Here is an 18,712-nt window from a genome sequence, read left to right as displayed (position 1 = left end):
TAAATAAAATTTTGCGGGAAGTACTCGTATTTGTTTAATCTTAAAATTTATAAAACTATGGTACAAATTACAGGTTACAAGGTTTTCGAAAAAGAAAATGGAGATTTATTTTTCTCCTTAATTGTTCAAGGAGGAGTTGAAGCTGTTGTTAGTAAACAAACTGGCAAAACTTATTTAACTGCTAGAACAGCAAGAGTTTCATGTACATTCGATGAGGCAATGTGTAAATCACTCGTAGGCACTTCACTTCCTGGAACAATTTCAAAGATTGAAGTAGAACCTTATGAATTTACAATTCAAGAAACTGGTGAAATTATTCAAAGAACTCATCGCTATGAGTACATGAGTGATGAGGATGCTGTGTTAACAAAGAATCTTCACAGAGAAGAAGTTCTTTAGTCTAGATTATCATTTATACGCCATACAGAATTAGTATTTAAGAGGTTACTTGTAATGAGTAGCCTCTTTTCTTTTTAACTAAAAAATTATTAATTATTATGAACTTACAAAAAGCACAAAGACAGCAAGTAAAATTAAGAGTAGGCTTATCTGGACCAAGTGGCTACGGTAAAACGTACAGCGCACTTTTATTAGCTTACGGAATTACAGAGAATTGGGATAAAATTGCCATTATTGACACAGAAAATAATAGCGCAAGTTTATATTCTCATTTAGGAGATTTTAATGTCCTTCCTTTAAAAGAACCATTTACACCCGAACGCTACATTCAAGCCATTCAAGTGTGTGAAAAATCAGGAATTGAAGTTTTAATTATTGATAGTATCAGCCACGAGTGGTCAGGAAAAGGCGGTTGTTTAGAAATTCATGAACAACTTGGAGGACGTTTCAATGACTGGGCTCGTGTTACTCCACGTCATAATTCCTTTTTAGATGCTATCATTCAATCTAAAATTCATATCATAACTACATCTAGAAGAAAAGTAGATTATAGCTTAGATCAAGACAGCAATGGTAAAACTAAGGTTATGAAACTTGGTACAAAAGAAATTCAACGTGAAGGATACGAGTATGAATTAACCGTAAATTTTGAATTTCTAAATGACAAACATCTTGTAAATGCAAGTAAAGACAGAACAGGGTTGTTTGTAGGAAAACCAGAGTTTATTATCTCCTCAAATACTGGAAAACTTTTGAAAGATTGGTGTAATCAAGGCATATCACTTGAAGCTGTAAAAGCTAAAATCGATGATTGCAGTACGGAAGAGGAGTTAAAGGCTGTTTATAGTGCTTACCCACAATTCAGTAAAGAAACCTATTCTTTAATTGTAGCCAAACAAAGTGCATTAGCTGCATTGAGTTCACAAATGGTGCCTGAAACATCAATCATAAACCATCAAAACCCTAAATAATATGGAATTAGTAATACAAAATTTCGACAATCAAGTTATTGAAGAAAGCAATATTGTTACATCAGAAAAAAGACATTTTATTGAAGCTAATACCATTGAAGTTTCTTTAGAGCATCTTAAAAATGAATGTACAATTCCAGTTTTCGCAAAAGACAATGAAACCACTATTTCTCACTATGAATTTATTACAACAACAAAAAATGTAATTCAGGAAATACTGGGTTATCAAGGCGACTTAATACCTGATATAAGAGTTTCTCATGTCATTAAAGGCAGAGTGCCTACTGCAATTGGGAAACCTGCTTCAGAACTTTTGGACAGCGAAAAAACCATTTACTACGAAAGGATGGCATTTGTTTTTGAGATTCCAGAAATCACGGAAATTGTAAATGGAAATAAGCTGAACCTTTGTGTAGGAGGAGTTAGAGCCTACAATCAAGAAAACTTGTTCAGTAAAAAATCAATTGAAAAATTCAAAGTATTTGTTGGATTCCAAAATAAAGTATGTACTAATTTGTGCATTTCAACAGATGGATTATTAGATGATTTAAGAGTAAGTTCCGTTTATGAATTGGGTGAAAGAATTCATACGTTAATTAATCAGTACGATAAAAAGGAGCATTTAAACAGAATGAAAAAAATGAATGATTACTTTTTAAATGAAAATCAATTTGCTCATCTTATAGGTAAAATGAAATTATATCCTTTTTTAGAGAAAGAGTTTAAAAAGACATTATTTCCATTAAAAGTAAATGATTCTCAAATAAACACAATTGTAAAAGATTATCATTTAGATACTAATTTCTCAAAATCTACGGATGACAAAATTAGCTTGTGGAATGTTTATAATCTCTTCACTGAAGCCAATAAAAGCACTTATATTGATTCTAATTTAGAACGAAATGTAAATGCATACGAGTTTATGAATTACATAGGTAATTTGCTCGAAAACAATCAGTCTAATTATTTCTTGCATACTAATATAATAGCGTTTTCATAGTAAAATTTTGGAGTTACCATTTAAAAAACAACACAAAATTTACCAAAAAAATGACAAGAAAACAATTGGCTGATATACTAAAATACACATCTCCAAACATAATTTATGTCGTAACATGGAATAACTTACTAAAAAAAGTATTCTGCCCATTTAGAGTTTTTGTTATAAAAAATGTTGGAGATTTAAGAGTTGGAGATGTTGTTTTAGTACAAGAAGTAAAAGTTGATATAAACTTGAAAACAATTTTTATAATTGAAAATCAAGCCTATTATTATCACAACTTTGAAATAATCATAGATGAGTATTAATTCTCACCATATAAAGGTATAATAGGTATCTTTTAGCAGTTATGTTGTATTTTGTATATCCAAACTTTTGAGCCGTTTTCTGCTTTATCAAAAAAACACTGAAAAAGTTTTTAGCTAAATTTAAATAAACACCTGAAATATGGTGTTTATTTTAAATAATTCTCATTTTTTTAATGCTAATTATAAAAATAGTTTATAAAAAATTAGGATTTCTCGATTATTTTTTATATATTTGCAAAATATTTCAGTTTCTGAAAGTCCTAAAATTACTACACAAATACTACAATTCTAATAAATCAAAAAAATTCATAGTACTGAATTAGACAAAAAAATGTTTAATTTAAAAAATTATTTATGAATTTTAATGAAGAATGTCTTAATGAAGGAGAAAAAAAGACAAAATTATTTAATCCTATATTATTATTTCAATCTACTAATAATAATATTAACCTTAGTAATAATTATATATATGTTACTAAAGAAAGAAACAACAAAAACCCTTTATCCATAGGGGTTAACAGTGATTTTTACACACTTGAGAATACCACTTTCCCGAAATTTTTAATTGATTACGCAAAAATAAAGATTCCAAGAGGAGTGCGAAGAATTTTAGAACGACAAATTCCTAAAGCACTACTTGACAAAATAAATCCTGACAGAAATCAAGCGATAGAATTATGCTTACTTGTAGTTTCTTATTTAAATCAGTCTTTATATAATGATAAATGGATTTCACTCAATGCTCAAAAATTGCATGAACTCACCAAAATAAATAAAGATAATACTAGAAAGTATAAACATATTTTAGATGTTTTAAAATATTCCTCTGAAAAAGTAAGACCAATTATAGAAGTTAAGAAAAATGCTGAAAATAAGGAAACATATCGCAAAAATTATAATTCAAAGCAATTTAAACTTAATGCTTGTTTTTATGGAAAGAAATTTGAAACATATACAATACAGAGTAAACCAATATTAGTTGTAAAAAAGCAAGAGCATTTAAAAAAACTAAATGAAGCAATGCAGAACACTATTGGAAAAAATTTAATAATGCTTTGCGGAAGACTAACACTACCTAATGACAAACAAATTATTGAACATGCACGTAGAAAAATAAAAGATAACTATCGAACCAAAAAAGGAAAGGTTTTAACGTTCTTAAATAAACGTAAAAGAGAAAATGTTAAAGATTATAAAAACAAATCTTTTGTAGAAATGGGTATTACAAAATTTCATTTGTTAGTTGATGATGGATTTAAAATACCTACTCCAAGATTTAAAAAAGCTGGAGGTAGGGTTTACGATAGTTTAAATACCATGCATGGATGGATTAGAGAATTAAATAAAATAGATGGTGAGGAAACTATTGAAAAAGATTTTAAAGCCTTACATCCTAATTTAGTAATCCAAATATATGATGGAAATGCTAAATATATAACACATGAAAAAATTGCAGAAGTGTTAAATATTGAAGTTAGTATTGTAAAAAAAGAACACCTATCATTCTTTAATCAACATCCAAAGCAAATGGAAAAAAGTATTGTTTACCAATACTATAAAGAAAACGAACCAGAAATGTTAGAAAGAATTATAAGTGATAAATACAATAACGGACATGAAATTACTTCTAGGAGATTATTTGAGTTAGAAGTAAAAATAATGAGTGAAATAATAAAACAATTAAATAAAAAAGACATAGTTGTAGGTTATACATTTGATGCTCTTTTCTGTAAAAAAAGTGTTGGAGATTATGTAGAGAAAGTTATGAATGAAGTTGCAATAAAAAACAATATTTATACTGTAGCTAAATAGACAAAGTTATTAAATCAGGGAAAAAGTTTATAGTTAATTTTAAAATGAAGAAAGAAGATGAAAGAAGGAATAATTTACAAAGCAACAAATGTTGCTACAGAAGAAGTTTATATTGGAGCAACAACAATTAATTTACAAGAAAGAATTAATGATCATTATAACAAGGCAACAAAAAATTACGGACATAAATTCCAAAATGCCATCAGAGAATATGGGTTTGAAAGTTTTATTTGGGAGCAAATTGATACTGGAATCAATACTGACGAATTAGCACTAAAAGAAAAATATTATATTCAAAAATTTGATTCGTTTAATAATGGATATAATTCAGATAGAGGTGGTGGATTCAAAAAAACCATATTCCAATATAACTTAACTGGAGAATTAGAATCAACTTTTCAATCATTGGAAGAAGCTTCAAAATCTTCTTCAATTTCAGAAGAATCAATAAGCCATGCATGTGTTGGAGATAGGAAAACTAGTAATGGTTTTTATTGGACTTATACGTATACATTTGATCTAAAAGAAGATATTAGGAAGAAGAAAGTCATTCAATATGATTTTGAAGGAAAAACACTTAATGTTTTTGATTCTATAGCCGAAGCTTCAAAAGCAACAGAAACTAACAAATCAAGTATTGCTAAATGTTGTAGAGGAGAACGAAAAAAAGCAGGAAACTTTATTTGGAAGTTTATAAATTAATTTTAGGCAGCTCGAAAGGGCTGTCTTTTTTTGTATAAAAAAACTTAAAACTTAACTTAATTTTCATATTTATTCAACAATTACTCTATACTATTTTCATTCATTTGTCAGATGTTAAAGTATTACCCCCGTAAAAATACCTGGTTACCCCCGTATTTTTACCTGGTTTAAAAATCAGGTATTTTTACGGTTGTTTTGTATAAGAAAATAAGTATATATTTGGCGAATTTTGTAAGAATAACCCCCTATAATATGAAAACAGAACTCGATTTTTTTTAATTGCTGGTTTACTAGCAGTTACATCCCTTCAAGCCCAAGACATTCTTTGGGAGCGCTCCTACGGAGGCAAACATGCAGAGTACTTACTTGACGCAATTCCTACAGCCGATTATGGATTTATTTTGGCTGGAAGTTCTATTTCTAATAAAAATGGAAATAAAACGGAAGACAATAAAGGCGATTTAGATTACTGGATTTGGAAAATGGATGAAAAAGGAACTCCAGAATGGCAAAAAAGTTTTGGAGGTAGTGGCGTTGATATGCTGTATAGTGTAAAAAACACCAATGACGGTGGATTTATTTTAGCAGGAACCTCTTCATCTAATAAAAGTTCCGACAAAAAAGACGATAGTAAAGGTCAAGAAGACTTTTGGGTAATAAAACTAGATGCTAAAGGAAATGAAATGTGGCAAAGAACTATCGGAGGAGTTAGTCAGGAAAAATTATTAAGCGTTATCCAAACAAAAGATGGAGGTTATATTTTAGGAGGTTCTTCAAGTTCTAATAGAACTCTTGCCGATAGTAAAGGGAAAGTAGATGAATATGGAAAATCTGAAAACAGTAAGGGTAATTTAGACTATTGGGTTGTTAAATTAGACAAAGAAGGAAAAGTACAATGGAATAAAACCATTGGTGGAAAATACTACGATGAATTAAAAAGCATTGTTCAAACTGCTGATGAAGGATATGTTTTAGGAGGTTATTCCAATTCTCCAATTTCAGGAGATAAAACGGAGGCAAATGTGGGACAAGGAGATTATTGGGTTGTTAAAATAAATAAGGAAGGTGTAATAGAATGGCAACGCACATTAGGAGGAGATAAAGACGATAACTTATTTGCATTAATTCAAACAAAAGACAAAGGATTTATTGTTGGTGGAAGTTCTAATTCAAGCGCTACGGATACTAAATCAGAAACAAGCAAAAATGGTTCAGATTTTTGGATACTTAAATTAGACGAAACAGGAAATGTACAATGGCAAGAAACCTATGATTACGGAAAATACGATGTATTGTCTTCTATTGTAGAGAATCCAGATGGTACCTTTTTAATTGGGGGTTATGCACAATCAGAAGTTAAATCCAAAACAACAAATGCAAAAGGTTTAAAAACTACAAAAAAAGACGAAGAAGGAATCAACGATTACATTGCTTTAAAGATAAAAGCGGATGGCGACGAGATTTGGACACAAACAGTGGGAAGTAACGGAGATGAAGTGTTGAAAAAGTTATTTGAAATGCGAGATGGTGGTTATCTGTTAGCAGGAACATCCAATGGAACGATTTCAAGAGATAAAAACTCCATGAAAGGTGGACAAGATTTTTGGATTGTAAAATTAAAAGACAAAGACAAAGAAGAAAAGGTTAAGCAAAATATTGAAGCTATACCAAACCCTGCTTTATCTTATACCAATGCGATTATTGGATACGAATATAAAGAAGGAACAGCAACCCTTTTTGATTTAAACGGAAGAAGCTTGCAAACCATTAAGATTGATGGAGAGCGCACAATACCAATTAATTTAAGTGGACTTCCGCAAGGAGTTTACTTAATTGAAGTAAAAACGGATGTAAGTAGTGATAGTGTTAAAGTGATTAAGAAGTAAGAATCAAATAAAATGAAAACAAAATTATATACAATATTATTTTTAGTAATACTGAGTGTGACTTTAAATGCTCAAGAATTACCACAAGTAGTGCCCCCAAGCCCAGAGGCTTCGGCATTATTTAAATTTAATGAGATACCAGTTTCTTTGAATAATGGACTACACAATACTTCTATCCCTTTATTAGAAGTTAGTTCTGGAGGAGTAACCATTCCAATTTCATTAAGTTATCATTCAAGAGGAGTGCAAGTAAATGAGATAGCCTCAAGAGTTGGAACAGGATGGGCATTGAGCTATGGTGGAATGATTTCAAGACAAATAAGAGGTAAGGCTGATGATAGTACAAATGGTTATAATGGAACTATTGCAGCAATTAATGCTCCTAACCGTAATTCAACTTCAAGTTTTTATTTGAATCAATCACATCGTGAAGATGAATTGAGTTTAACTTTAAACGATGGTGAATTTGATATTTATCCCGATAAATATATGATAAGTACCAACTTTTTTAGTGGCGAATTTTATTATGATAAAAATACAGGAACATTTTTAACGCAAAAGTTTAGTGATATAAAAATTATTCCTCAATATGAAAATAATTTACGAATAATTGGGTTTCAAGTAATAGATAATCAAGGAAATAATTATTATTTTGGGAATGTAGAGGTTGATAATATTTATCCAGATCAATTTACTAATGAATATGAATGGGTTGAAACTACTTACACATTTAATAGTAGTGGTTTAGAAAGTACTCAAGGAACTAATACAAATTTTGAATACAGTTCTTGGTTTTTAAAGAAGATTATTACCAATACAAATGAAGAAATTGATTTTGAATACCAGGATGAAATCACAACATACATAAGAAGAAATGGAGATAAAGATCAATATACTGACGGAGTAGTTCAACCTGTTACTTGTCATTTTTCAAAAATTCAATCTCATCAGAAAAGGCTTTCTGCAATTCATTTTGATGGTGGAAAGGTCGAGTTCAAATCAGAAAACCAAAGGGATGATGTTCAAGGAGGGTTTAGTTTAGATAAAATAAAATTAATAAATAAATCCAATAAATGTGTTAAACAAATACAACTAAACTATTACTATACCAACTTTACAGGAACTGATAATATTAATAGTAATTCTGTTCTTTTGAATGATAATTATGCCAAAAAACGATTGTTTTTGGAATCAGTAGAATTTAAAGATAGTTTAGGAACAAACACAGAGAAAAAATATCAATTTGAGTATGATGACCAAATATTACCAAGTAGACATTCAAATTCAATAGACTTTTGGGGGTATTACAATGGAAAAAATAGAGGAGATTTTATCAATTGGGGAAATACTAATTACGATGACGCCGTTGTAAATCCAATCAAAGTTCAAGCGGGATTGTTAAAAAAGATTATTTATCCTACAGGTGGTTATACTACTTTTGAATACGAACCAAATATTGTATTAAATGAACTACCAATAACTTCAAATGTAATTCAAGATGTTACAATAACAGCAAATGCATATAGTTATAAAATACCTAATACCAATCCTATCGATAATAGAGAGGAAACTATAGGTTATTTTAATTATGAAAAATATAGTATAGCAAGAGGTAGGTATGAATCGACTTTTACTGTTTCTTCAAATGTATTTGGACGTTGCCAAGTAAATATCAATACTAGTGGAAGTTACCGATATTTTTGTTATTTACGAAATTCTAATAATAATATTATTTCGCTACAAAATTTAGGAACAAACTCGATAGCATTAGAACCTGGGACTTATACCTTAATATTTGATCCAGATGTATCAGATTGGAATCAATTTCCAACAACTAATCCTGATGGTACAGTTGATGAAACCACTTTGGAAAGAATCTTTTGGGTTCACTTAAGTTGGATAGAAGCAATAGATGGGAATTATATTTATGCACCAGGTAATAGAATAAAAAAGATTAGCAATTTTACAGCTGAGTCTAATATTGAATTTTCTAAATTATACACTTACGTAAATGAAACTAATAATGTGCCAAACGGTTCGTTATTTAGTACTTCAAATTTTAGAGTAATAAAATATATGGTTGGACAATTTCCTATTTATGATAAAGGAGATTATCAATTAGGTGGTGTTTTTAGTTCATTTTCAAAAGATAATTTTGGGTATCATACAGTAAACGAATATTTTTTAGATAGAGATAATAATAGTAAAGATAAAATTACAAATAGATATAGTTTTTATAAAGATTTAGGAAATTATTACAGATATCCTTATCATCCCATTTCAGACAATGAATGGCTAAGAGGATTAGATTTATCTAAAATATTTTATAAAAAAGATAATGGTGTGTTTAAAAAAGTAAAAGAAATTAATAACGAATATTTATTAAATAATTCAATTACAATTTCGTTATTTAATTCAGATTTTATTGGAGGAATGTATACACATGGTATTGAAATTGAAAAGCCAATGGCTGAAAATTTTTCTACTTTTCCCTATACAAAAAACAGAACACAATTTAGTTATCCTAACTCTACGGGATTTAATTTAAATCACTATGTTTACAACGCTCCTATTGTCTTAGGCTACAGAACTTCTTTCCTAACAGGAGGTACATTAGATTTACATCAAACCAAAGTAACGGAGTATTTTGATAACGGTCAAGAAATGGAGACGGTAACGACTTATGGATATGATTATAACAATCATTACAACGTTGCTAGTGTATCCACTACAAATTCATTAGGGGAAACTTCTGAAACAAAATACCAATATGCTTCCAATACATCAAATCCTGTAAATAATGCTATGGTGGCTAAAAACATGGTGGCTATTCCATTAGTAACGGAATCTTATAAAAATGGAGAAAAGCTTTCAACAATTGAAACCGTTTACAAAGATTGGAATGCCGATGCAAATATTACTTTATTAGCACCAGAATTCATAAAAGCTTCAAAAGGTACAGCTCCATTAGAAACACGTGTTATTTACAATTTAGTAGATGCTGATAACGGAAACCCTAAACAAGTTCAAAAAGAAGGAGGGATGACTATTTGCTACATCTGGGGGTATAACAAAACCCAACCTGTTGCTAAGTTAGAGAATATAGCTTATAGTGCTATTCCATCAAGTCATATTCAAGCTATTGAAAACGCTACAAATGAAGCAAACTTAATCATAGCTTTAAATGCGCTTCGTAATGATACTACTTTATCAAACGCTATGATAACTACTTATACTTACAAACCATTGGTAGGGATAAGTTCAGTAACAGACCCTAAAGGAGACAAGCAAACCTATCATTATGATGGTTTTGGTAGATTACAGTATGTGAAAGATGCTCAAGATAAAATTTTAAGCGAGAATCAATATCATTACAAAACACAAAACTAAAGCAAGAGTAATATGAAGAAATTATTTTATTTAGCAATATGCATCCCTGTTCTTGCTTTAGGACAAAGCACTGACCAGAATTACGTTAAATCAACAACATACAAGCAACCTACTACCACATCAAATCCTAATCCTGATGTAAATGTAGCCAATATTCAAGTAAGTTACTTTGATGGACTAGGAAGACCTATACAGCAAGTAGCACACAAACAATCCAATACAGGTAAAGATATTATTACCCATATTGAATACGACCAATTTGGTAGACAAACCAGAGAATATTTGCCTTATGTAAGTACAGGAGCTTCTTTAAATTATATACCATCAGCACAAACAGATGTATTAAATTTTTACGCTAGTCCAAACCCAACACAAACAGGAAACCTTCATTTTGAGGCAACAGGTAATCCCTTTAGTGAAAAACAATTGGAAAGTTCACCTTTAAATAGAGTTTTCAAACAAGCAGCTCCAGGAAATCCATGGGCAATGGGAAGTGGTAAAGAAATTAAGTTTGACTATCAAACCAATATAGAAAACGAAGTAAAGTTTTTCAAAGTGGTTTCATCATGGAATGCTTCTAAAGTATTATATGAACCAGCCATTGTTCAAACCAGCCATTATTTACCTAATCAATTATACAAAACGGTAACCAAGGATGAAAATTGGACTTCAGGAAAAAACAATACAACCGAAGAATTCAAAGACAAAGAAGGCAAAGTAGTGTTGAAACGCACTTACAATGGTGGAGAGAAACACGATACTTATTATATCTATGACCAATTTGGAAATCTTACCTATGTAATTCCACCATTGGCAGAAGGGAATGCTTCTCAAACAAATTTGGAAAATTTAGGCTACCAATACAAATACGACAGCAGAAATCGTTTAGTAGAAAAGAAACTACCAGGAAAAGCATGGGAGTTTATTGTGTATGATAAACTAGACAGACCCGTTGCTACAGGTCCTGCCTATAATCCTTATGGAACTCAAACTTTAGGTTGGATGATTACCCAGTATGATGTTTTTGGAAGAGTAACGCAAACAGGCTGGAAACAAATGACTGTTTCTGAAACGGAACGTAAAAACAACCAAAACACAGTAAACTCTGGAGGTAATCCATTTGTGTTAGTACAAAGTGATATTTTAACTAAAAATTTCTACGATAATTATTCGTTTGCAGGTGCTCCTACCATGCCTCAAACAGTGGAAGGAGAAGGTGCAATAACAGCTGTAAAAGGCTTGCAAACGGGTTCTTGGGTTAAAGTTTTAGATACACCAGGAAGTACAACAGCGGAAATCTCTTATACGCTTTATGACTATAAATACCGTCCTATAAGAACAAGAACTACAAATTTCTTAGGAGGTTATACCGAAGTGGACAGCAAATTAGATTGGGCAGGAAGAGTACAAAAAACCGTAACCAAACACAAATACAATACAAACGCAACGGTTTTAACTACTACCGAAACCTTTAACTACACACCACAAGACAAATTAGATCTTCATTCGCATCAAATCAATGATGCACGAGAACAGTTAATTGCTAAAAACATTTATGACGAATTAGGCCAACTCATTAGCAAAAAAGTGGGGGGTCTAGATATTTCAGCAAGACAAGCTTTACAAACGGTTGACTATTCTTATAACATTAGAGGATGGTTAACGAGTATCAATAACACAGAGGAATTAAACGATGATTTGTTTTCGTTTAAGATTAATTACAACAATCCTTTAGAAAGCACAGCACTTTTCAATGGCAATATTTCAGAGACCCATTGGAAAACGGCTTCTGATAATATTTTTAGAATGTATGCCTATCAATATGACCATTTAAATCGATTGTTAGAAGGTAATTATAAGCGCGAGGGTGGTAATTACAGAGACAGTTATTTAGAAAAACTTACCTACGATAAAAACGGAAACATACAATCGTTACTTCGCCATGGCGATAGCGATGCGAATGATTATGAATTTGTAATTGACCAATTAGAATACACCTACGATTTTCAAAAGCAAAACCAACTAATGAAAGTGTTTGATGGTAGCAATTCGCCCCAAGGCTTTAAAGATGATTCTGATGGTTCTGAAGACCCAGAGTTAGATTACAAATACGATAATTTTGGAAATTTTACTTATGATGCTAACAAACAAATAAAACATATAACTTACAACCATTTAAACTTGCCAGTTGAAATTATTTTTGCATCAGGAAAAATTACTTATCTTTACAATGCAACAGGTCAAAAAGTACAAAAAGTGGTTAGCGGTTCAGAGCAAATAGTAACACATTATTTACAAGGTTTTCAGTATCATCAAAATAAGCTGAAACATTTTCCGCATGCCGAGGGTTATGTAGATGTAGTTAGCATAGAAGATTACAAGTTTAAATACGTTTTTAACTACACCGACCATTTGGGCAACATAAGACTTTCCTATTCAGACGCCAACAGCGACAATTTAATAACACAAGATGAAATTATAGAAGAAAACCATTACTACCCTTTTGGATTAAAACACACCGCCTATAACACCAGCCACCGACAGTATCTTAACAACGAAGAATTAAATCAAATTATTTTAGAAATTATGCCTAGGTTTGCTGGGGATGGAAGTTATAATTATAAGTACAATGGAAAGGAATACCAAGATGAACTAGGACTGAACATGTACGACTATCAAGCACGAAATTATGACCCAGCTTTAGGTAGATTTAGCGTTCCTGACCCAATGCAAGAACTTTATTATGGTATTAATTCATATGCATATGTTTTTAATAATCCAGTTCAATTAGTTGACCCTACGGGTATGATTGTTGAATATGCAGACGACCCAAACAAAACCAAAAAAGAAAATAGACAAGCTAGAAGAGAATTTAAAAAGTCTCAAAGAGAGCTTAATAGGAATTCTCCTGAAGCAAAAAAAAATTGGAAAGCTCTTAAATCTTCAAAAAATGTACATACAATACATTTAAATGAAAAAGATTCAAAAGGAGATTTCATTAAGAATCACGTAAGAGCCAAGAGTGGTTATAAGTCAGGAGAAGGAAATGGTGGTGGTTCTGATATTTATATAAATTTAAATACTACAGTAGTACAGGGTGAAGAATTAGGAACAAATATTATTGGTATAGGTCATGAAGAAGGACATGCATACAGAATTGACCAAGGAATGGTTGAGGGAGATTACATAAATGATAGCACAAATCCTGATGATTTTAATTTAATGTTACTACATATATCAAAAATATTAGAAAAAGAAGAAATAGAGGCTACTCATATCGAAAATATTATAAGAGCTCAATTAGACCCTACAGGACAAAAGTATCCACTTCGCTCTACCTATGATAATAAAGAGCTTTATAGGAGAAATCCATTTAACAATAAAGTAGAACCTTATAAGAAGGATTTAAAAACAATAAAAGATGGTTATGATTATTATAAAAAAGATAAATAAAAATATTTTCAGTTTATTTTTGGTATTCCTTTTTTCTTGTAGTTCCCAAAATTCGAAAAACAATATAATCGATGACAAATGTAAATTGATTAAAGATAATAGTTTAAGTAGAGTGTCATTCTCTGATAATGAGAGTGAACTAAGTAATTTGGAACTAAATCAATTTTATAATGCTAATAATAATTTTGACATAATATTCTACAATCATGAAGAAGGTAGTATTAACTATAATTTAAAGAGGTTTTTTAAAAATGAACAAAATGAATGGATAAAAGTTACAATTATAAATGGGAAAAGAATTCAAACGATTTTAAATTTTAGTGAATCTGAAATTATAGATTCATTAAATAAATTGGAAACTAACGGATACTTTCAGTATTGTGGAATTTGTTTTGATTGTCAATATTATACTTTTCTAATTAAAAGTAATCAAGCATATTTTAAATATTATTCGAGTAAGCTTACTTTCTCAGGAATCAGTGATGCTGAAAAAGTAGAATTAAGTAATTATATCAATATTTTTAATTATTTTTTTGATAAATAATAATACCCATGCACCATCCGCAACCATTTTAAAATAAACGGTTCCATTTAAGGAACTGCTTAAAAATGAGGTAATTAAAATATTAGAAACGAGGAGAATTTATAATAAAGATAAACGGCATTGCTATATGATTCAGAAATGCCGTTTTTTTAATAGTAAAAACAAGAAATCCTAACCGTTAAAAGTACTAGATCAAAGCAACCATCCACAAGGTTTTAAAGACGATAGTAATGGTATTACAGATACTGATGATGATTATGATTATGATGTTTATGGAAATTTGATCAAAGATGATAATAAAGATATTGATAGAATAAGTTACAATCATTTAAACTTACCACATAAAATAACATTTGCAAATGGCACATCTATTGAATATATTTACAATGCCGTTGGACAGAAAGTTAGAAAAATTGTGAGACAGTTAGACGTCACCAATACAGATTACATGGGAGGTTTTCAATATGTTGCAGGAAAATTAAATTTCTTCCCTCATGCAGAGGGTTATGTGAATGTTACGGTTGGAAGAAAAGGTACAATAATTTATAACTATGTATACCAATACAAAGATCATTTAGGTAATAATAGATTAAGTTATACATTTGATATAGATGCAATACTATTGATAGATGAGCCAATACCGTTAACAATTTTAGAAGAGAATCATTATTATCCTTTTGGTTTAAAACATAGCAACTATAATACAAATCAATATGAATTTATTGAAGTAGAAAATGGCAATGATTATTACATAAACATTACGCAATTACCTGCTGGTGGTGTGAGTAGTTACAAGTATAAATATAACGGTAAGGAATATCAAGATGAACTGGGGCTTAACTTTTACGATTATGGAGCAAGGAATTATGACCCTGCACTTGGTAGATGGATGAACATTGACCCATTAGCTGAAGAAGGTCGTAGATGGTCACCATATAATTACGCAATGGACAATCCTGTTTATTTTGTTGACCCTGACGGAATGTTGTCGCAATCTTTTATAGACGAAATGTGGAATAAGTCTGGTGATGGAGAAACAAAGTGGACAAATAATGGTAATGGTTCTTTCTCAAATTCAAATGGTGAAAGTATTTCAAGTGGTGAACATGATAGTGCAGGAAGTAATTCTGACTCAGATACAGGAATTAATTCTGCTAATCAAGACCCTCCAAAGGCAAAAAAAGTTTTAGAAGCTAAAAAAACAATATTAGGAAAACTTTGGGCAACTTTAGAGCCAAGAGAATGGGAAGACCCTGAGACAGGTTTAGTTTATCAAGTAGCTGCAGATGGAACTATTTTGAGATTAAGACCTATTGGTGGTGCTGTTTCTTTTGGACCTAGTGGTGGTGCTAATATTCTTAAATTTAGAGGACTAATACAAAATTTATCGTTAAGAGGTTTAACACATCAACAAATAGTTAGAGCTTTTGAAGGTTCAGGTTTTAAGCTATCTGGACATGCTGTTAAAAGATTAAAAGATATTAGGACCTCTAACTTAGGGTTTAATAATTTAAATGATATTAAACAAATTTTTAATAAAGGAACCACCTTCAATGCTGGAGGTGGGTCTATAGGAAAATCTTATAAAGGAATGGAAGTCATTTGGAACCCTAAAACTAAAGTAATTATTACTATAAGACCTGCAAAAGTTAGATAATATGGTATTAAAGCAACAAAGTGTTCGATTTGAACTTAGAATTTTAGATTATCAATTTTTAGTATCTAATTTTATTGATGATTTGAATTGGTTAAACATTGAGATTTTAGCGGAAGATAATTTTTATTCTTGGAAAGCAAAGGGAGCTTTTTTAAGAACTGATGAATTGGTTGAATTATTAAATTGGTTTGAACAATTATATCTCAATCATGAAACAATTAATGAAAAATTATTTTTTTTGGAAAATGAAATTTCATTTGAATATTATAAAGAGTTAAGACAGATTAGTGTAAACTTAGATTTTAACTTTCATCCAAAAAAAGAAAAATATGTTTATGGGCAAGATTATGAGTATAAACTTTTTTTTGAATTGAATAAATTGAATCTTGAAAAGATATTATTAAGTTTGAGAACTTTAATTTTAAAGTTTCCTAATAAAGATGAGAAAGGCGATTCCTAACCGTTTCGCCTCAATCCACAAACCCATATGCCCATAAACCACACCAAAACCTAAAACCAATCACAATCATTCAAACGATTTAAAAGGTCTTAAATGAGCCGTATTGAGGTTGTAGGGATAACGGGTAAGGCTATAAAGCAAAAAATCCTAAGTGTTGAACTTAGGATTTTTTTATTCATTCAAATAGCTGTCTTTTGCCATATTCGCCATTGATATAGGTTTCAATCATTGCTCTTTTTTTCCATTCATCAGTAACCTCATCTACGTAAGTAAAATACTTTGAAAGTACCTTATAGTTTAAATCAAGGCTCGATTCGGTTACGAATGTTCCGTATCGTATATTAAACCTTCTAAAATATTCCTTCAAAGTTATTCGATTGGTAGTTGATGCCTCGACAACCTCATCAACAATAGCGTTATCAATATTTATTTCTGCGCTATTCTCTTGCTTAACGGTTGTTTTTATACCATGTTCCAGTACAACCCTGTTCATCGTTTCAATTACCACAGTTTTATCTTTTTCTTCACACAATAACGCATCGTAAACGTATAAAACATTAACACCAACAGAATTCAAATATTTTATTACATCGGTCATAATTTGTACCTCAACTGCAAACATTTTCTTAGAAGTAATTTTATATCCGTTGGCTTGTTTGTCGTTGTAAATCTGCTGTAGCATATCGGGTTCGTGTTTGGAATAGTAACCGAAAAGTGGGGATTCCTACATTCGATGTGAACATAAACTGCCTCTCGAAGTCTTGGGTTGTCAATATCACTGGAATTTGCACACAAATTAACACAAGAAAAAAAGTAGTTTTTAATGAATATGGAAGTGGTCATTTTGCACCGAAATTAAGTGGTCAATTTGAATTGGAATCAGGTGGTCACTTTAAATTGGAATTGGGTGGTCAATATCACTGGAATTTGCAGTTAGCCAAGTATATTGATGAGGTTAGACCAAAAACACTGATGATGAGAACCGATATACTGGTATTAAACAAACTAGGAAAACCTTTTACCGTTGATGGCGTTGGGTCTATAATTGAACCGTTGAAGTGTTTGTTCCCTGATAGGAAACTCAATCCACAAACTATCCGCATGAGCGTTATTTGTAATTGGTTAAACGAACGTAAACTGACATTGGAGCAAACGCAAGAACTCTCAGGGCATAAATGGATTGGAACAACGGAGAAATACATCAAATCGAATGCTACAAACGAGCGGGAATTGATAAATAGGTATTTTCCTATATAGTAAAACTATGAACCTACCTTAAATACTGGATTCATTGCTTTTAAATATGTTTTAATTATTCTCAATTAGTTAAAATTATTGACATTTAGAGCTTTTTTGTATATTCGTAATCTTAACAATTTAAAATGAGTGAAAAAGTAACTTTATTAAATAATTCTACAGCAATTGCTTCATTAATTGTTGGTGGTTTAGGATTTTTGTCAGCGATAATAACTTTAATATTTAATGCTCATAATAACAACAGAAATTTTGAACTTCAAGCCAAGATAAATAGTTTACAAAATGAAAAAGAAAATAGAGAAAAATCTAAAGCATATAATAGAGTTTTAGGAAATCTTTTAAAACTTTTTCATTCTTACGTAAAACATAAGCAGTTACTCGATGAAAATGGTGTAAATAACATACCAGACAATTATTTACTTCAAATATTAGATGAAATTGATAGTTTTGAAAATGAAATTGAAAGATTTAATTTTGTGGCTAATAATGAGACCGAAATTATACCTGAATTAACAATGCAATTGCATCAACTATTAGAGGTTTTAAATAGATTTTTATTTATGTCTAAACAATTTAGAGATAATGAATCGGATTCTTATTTGCAAGATAATAAGCTTATTTTAAAAAGGGCTTTTGTATATTCAATATGTGAGTTTTTAGATGATATGTTTAATGATGTTATTAATGAACTTTCACAAAAGGCTGAAACAACTAATGAATTTAAAATTCTAATAGCTCAATTTAACTCTGAGAAAACTATTAAGAAAAGTATAGAAATACAAGAAAAATTAACAAAAAGGCTTTTAGAATCTCTATCTAGGCAATTGGGAAAAGAAGTTACAAAAGAAGAACTTTTCTTTTAATTTTTAATGA

Annotated in this window: 15 protein-coding genes; 14 read left to right on the top strand and 1 reads right to left on the bottom strand. The window is 30.4% G+C overall.

Translation table 11 applies throughout. The features are described 5' to 3' along the window. Positions 1–57 precede the first annotated feature (57 nt). The 12 genes from NAT47_RS00410 (at position 58) to NAT47_RS00355 (ending at position 16,582) form a co-directional block, all read left to right on the top strand. A complete protein-coding gene (locus NAT47_RS00410; RefSeq protein WP_250579380.1) occupies positions 58–399 on the top strand; it encodes a hypothetical protein in 342 nt (113 codons plus the stop codon). Between the two features lie 98 nt (positions 400–497). Beyond that, a complete protein-coding gene (locus tag NAT47_RS00405) occupies positions 498–1,370 on the top strand; it encodes an AAA family ATPase (RefSeq protein ID WP_250579379.1) in 873 nt (290 codons plus the stop codon). Between the two features lies 1 nt (position 1,371). Then, positions 1,372–2,370, top strand: a complete 999-nt coding sequence (locus NAT47_RS00400) for a DUF3871 family protein (protein ID WP_250579378.1) — start codon at positions 1,372–1,374, stop codon at positions 2,368–2,370. Between the two features lie 50 nt (positions 2,371–2,420). Continuing rightward, positions 2,421–2,678 (top strand): hypothetical protein, encoded by a 258-nt coding sequence (locus NAT47_RS00395; protein WP_250579376.1) that lies wholly within the window; start codon positions 2,421–2,423, stop codon positions 2,676–2,678. A 354-nt stretch (positions 2,679–3,032) separates the two neighbouring features. Further along, positions 3,033–4,490, top strand: coding sequence for a hypothetical protein (locus NAT47_RS00390; protein ID WP_250579375.1), 1,458 nt, complete (start codon positions 3,033–3,035; stop codon positions 4,488–4,490). A 57-nt stretch (positions 4,491–4,547) separates the two neighbouring features. Further along, positions 4,548–5,192: an NUMOD1 domain-containing DNA-binding protein gene (locus NAT47_RS00385; RefSeq protein ID WP_250579374.1), complete on the top strand. Its 645-nt coding sequence runs from the start codon at positions 4,548–4,550 to the stop codon at positions 5,190–5,192. 401 nt (positions 5,193–5,593) lie between these two features. Next, positions 5,594–7,078 (top strand): T9SS type A sorting domain-containing protein, encoded by a 1,485-nt coding sequence (locus NAT47_RS00380; protein WP_250579373.1) that lies wholly within the window; start codon positions 5,594–5,596, stop codon positions 7,076–7,078. Positions 7,079–7,090: 12 nt separating this feature from the next. Beyond that, a complete protein-coding gene (locus tag NAT47_RS00375) occupies positions 7,091–10,468 on the top strand; it encodes a hypothetical protein (protein WP_250579372.1) in 3,378 nt (1,125 codons plus the stop codon). 12 nt (positions 10,469–10,480) lie between these two features. Next, on the top strand, positions 10,481–13,921 hold the full coding sequence (locus NAT47_RS00370) for a DUF6443 domain-containing protein (RefSeq protein WP_250579371.1): 3,441 nt from the start codon (positions 10,481–10,483) through the stop codon (positions 13,919–13,921). An 85-nt stretch (positions 13,922–14,006) separates the two neighbouring features. Further along, positions 14,007–14,465, top strand: coding sequence for a hypothetical protein (locus NAT47_RS00365; protein WP_250579370.1), 459 nt, complete (start codon positions 14,007–14,009; stop codon positions 14,463–14,465). A 280-nt stretch (positions 14,466–14,745) separates the two neighbouring features. Further along, positions 14,746–16,122: an RHS repeat domain-containing protein gene (locus NAT47_RS00360; protein WP_250579369.1), complete on the top strand. Its 1,377-nt coding sequence runs from the start codon at positions 14,746–14,748 to the stop codon at positions 16,120–16,122. Position 16,123: 1 nt separating this feature from the next. Further along, the gene (locus NAT47_RS00355) at positions 16,124–16,582 is read left to right on the top strand and encodes a WapI family immunity protein (RefSeq protein WP_250579367.1); all 459 of its coding nucleotides are present in this window, start codon (positions 16,124–16,126) and stop codon (positions 16,580–16,582) included. A gap of 175 nt (positions 16,583–16,757) precedes the next feature. Here the strand turns inward: NAT47_RS00355 and NAT47_RS00350 are convergent, their stop codons facing one another. After that, positions 16,758–17,264, bottom strand: a complete 507-nt coding sequence (locus tag NAT47_RS00350; protein ID WP_250579365.1) for a hypothetical protein — start codon at positions 17,262–17,264, stop codon at positions 16,758–16,760. 32 nt (positions 17,265–17,296) lie between these two features. Between NAT47_RS00350 and NAT47_RS00345 the strand changes: the two genes are divergently transcribed. Both NAT47_RS00345 and NAT47_RS00340 read left to right on the top strand, forming a co-directional pair. Next, on the top strand, positions 17,297–17,839 hold the full coding sequence (locus NAT47_RS00345; protein WP_250579364.1) for a site-specific integrase: 543 nt from the start codon (positions 17,297–17,299) through the stop codon (positions 17,837–17,839). A 125-nt stretch (positions 17,840–17,964) separates the two neighbouring features. After that, the gene (locus tag NAT47_RS00340; RefSeq protein WP_250579362.1) at positions 17,965–18,702 is read left to right on the top strand and encodes a hypothetical protein; all 738 of its coding nucleotides are present in this window, start codon (positions 17,965–17,967) and stop codon (positions 18,700–18,702) included. Positions 18,703–18,712 lie beyond the last annotated feature (10 nt).

Origin of the sequence: Flavobacterium fragile, from assembly GCF_023634865.1 — a bacterium.
Taxonomy (GTDB): domain Bacteria; phylum Bacteroidota; class Bacteroidia; order Flavobacteriales; family Flavobacteriaceae; genus Flavobacterium; species Flavobacterium fragile.
Note: the sequence above shows the minus strand (reverse complement) of the source record. Positions and strands in the feature narration are given on the sequence as shown.

What these genes read in the sequence shown, in the direction of transcription:
- NAT47_RS00410 (WP_250579380.1), top strand. Translation starts at nt 58, where the DNA reads ATGGTACAAATTACAGGTTACAAGGTTTTCGAAAAAGAAAATGGAGAT.
- NAT47_RS00405 (WP_250579379.1), top strand. Translation starts at nt 498, where the DNA reads ATGAACTTACAAAAAGCACAAAGACAGCAAGTAAAATTAAGAGTAGGC.
- NAT47_RS00400 (WP_250579378.1), top strand. Translation starts at nt 1,372, where the DNA reads ATGGAATTAGTAATACAAAATTTCGACAATCAAGTTATTGAAGAAAGC.
- NAT47_RS00395 (WP_250579376.1), top strand. Translation starts at nt 2,421, where the DNA reads ATGACAAGAAAACAATTGGCTGATATACTAAAATACACATCTCCAAAC.
- NAT47_RS00390 (WP_250579375.1), top strand. Translation starts at nt 3,033, where the DNA reads ATGAATTTTAATGAAGAATGTCTTAATGAAGGAGAAAAAAAGACAAAA.
- NAT47_RS00385 (WP_250579374.1), top strand. Translation starts at nt 4,548, where the DNA reads ATGAAAGAAGGAATAATTTACAAAGCAACAAATGTTGCTACAGAAGAA.
- NAT47_RS00375 (WP_250579372.1), top strand. Translation starts at nt 7,091, where the DNA reads ATGAAAACAAAATTATATACAATATTATTTTTAGTAATACTGAGTGTG.
- NAT47_RS00370 (WP_250579371.1), top strand. Translation starts at nt 10,481, where the DNA reads ATGAAGAAATTATTTTATTTAGCAATATGCATCCCTGTTCTTGCTTTA.
- NAT47_RS00355 (WP_250579367.1), top strand. Translation starts at nt 16,124, where the DNA reads ATGGTATTAAAGCAACAAAGTGTTCGATTTGAACTTAGAATTTTAGAT.
- NAT47_RS00350 (WP_250579365.1), bottom strand. Translation starts at nt 17,264, where the DNA reads ATGCTACAGCAGATTTACAACGACAAACAAGCCAACGGATATAAAATT.
- NAT47_RS00340 (WP_250579362.1), top strand. Translation starts at nt 17,965, where the DNA reads ATGAGTGAAAAAGTAACTTTATTAAATAATTCTACAGCAATTGCTTCA.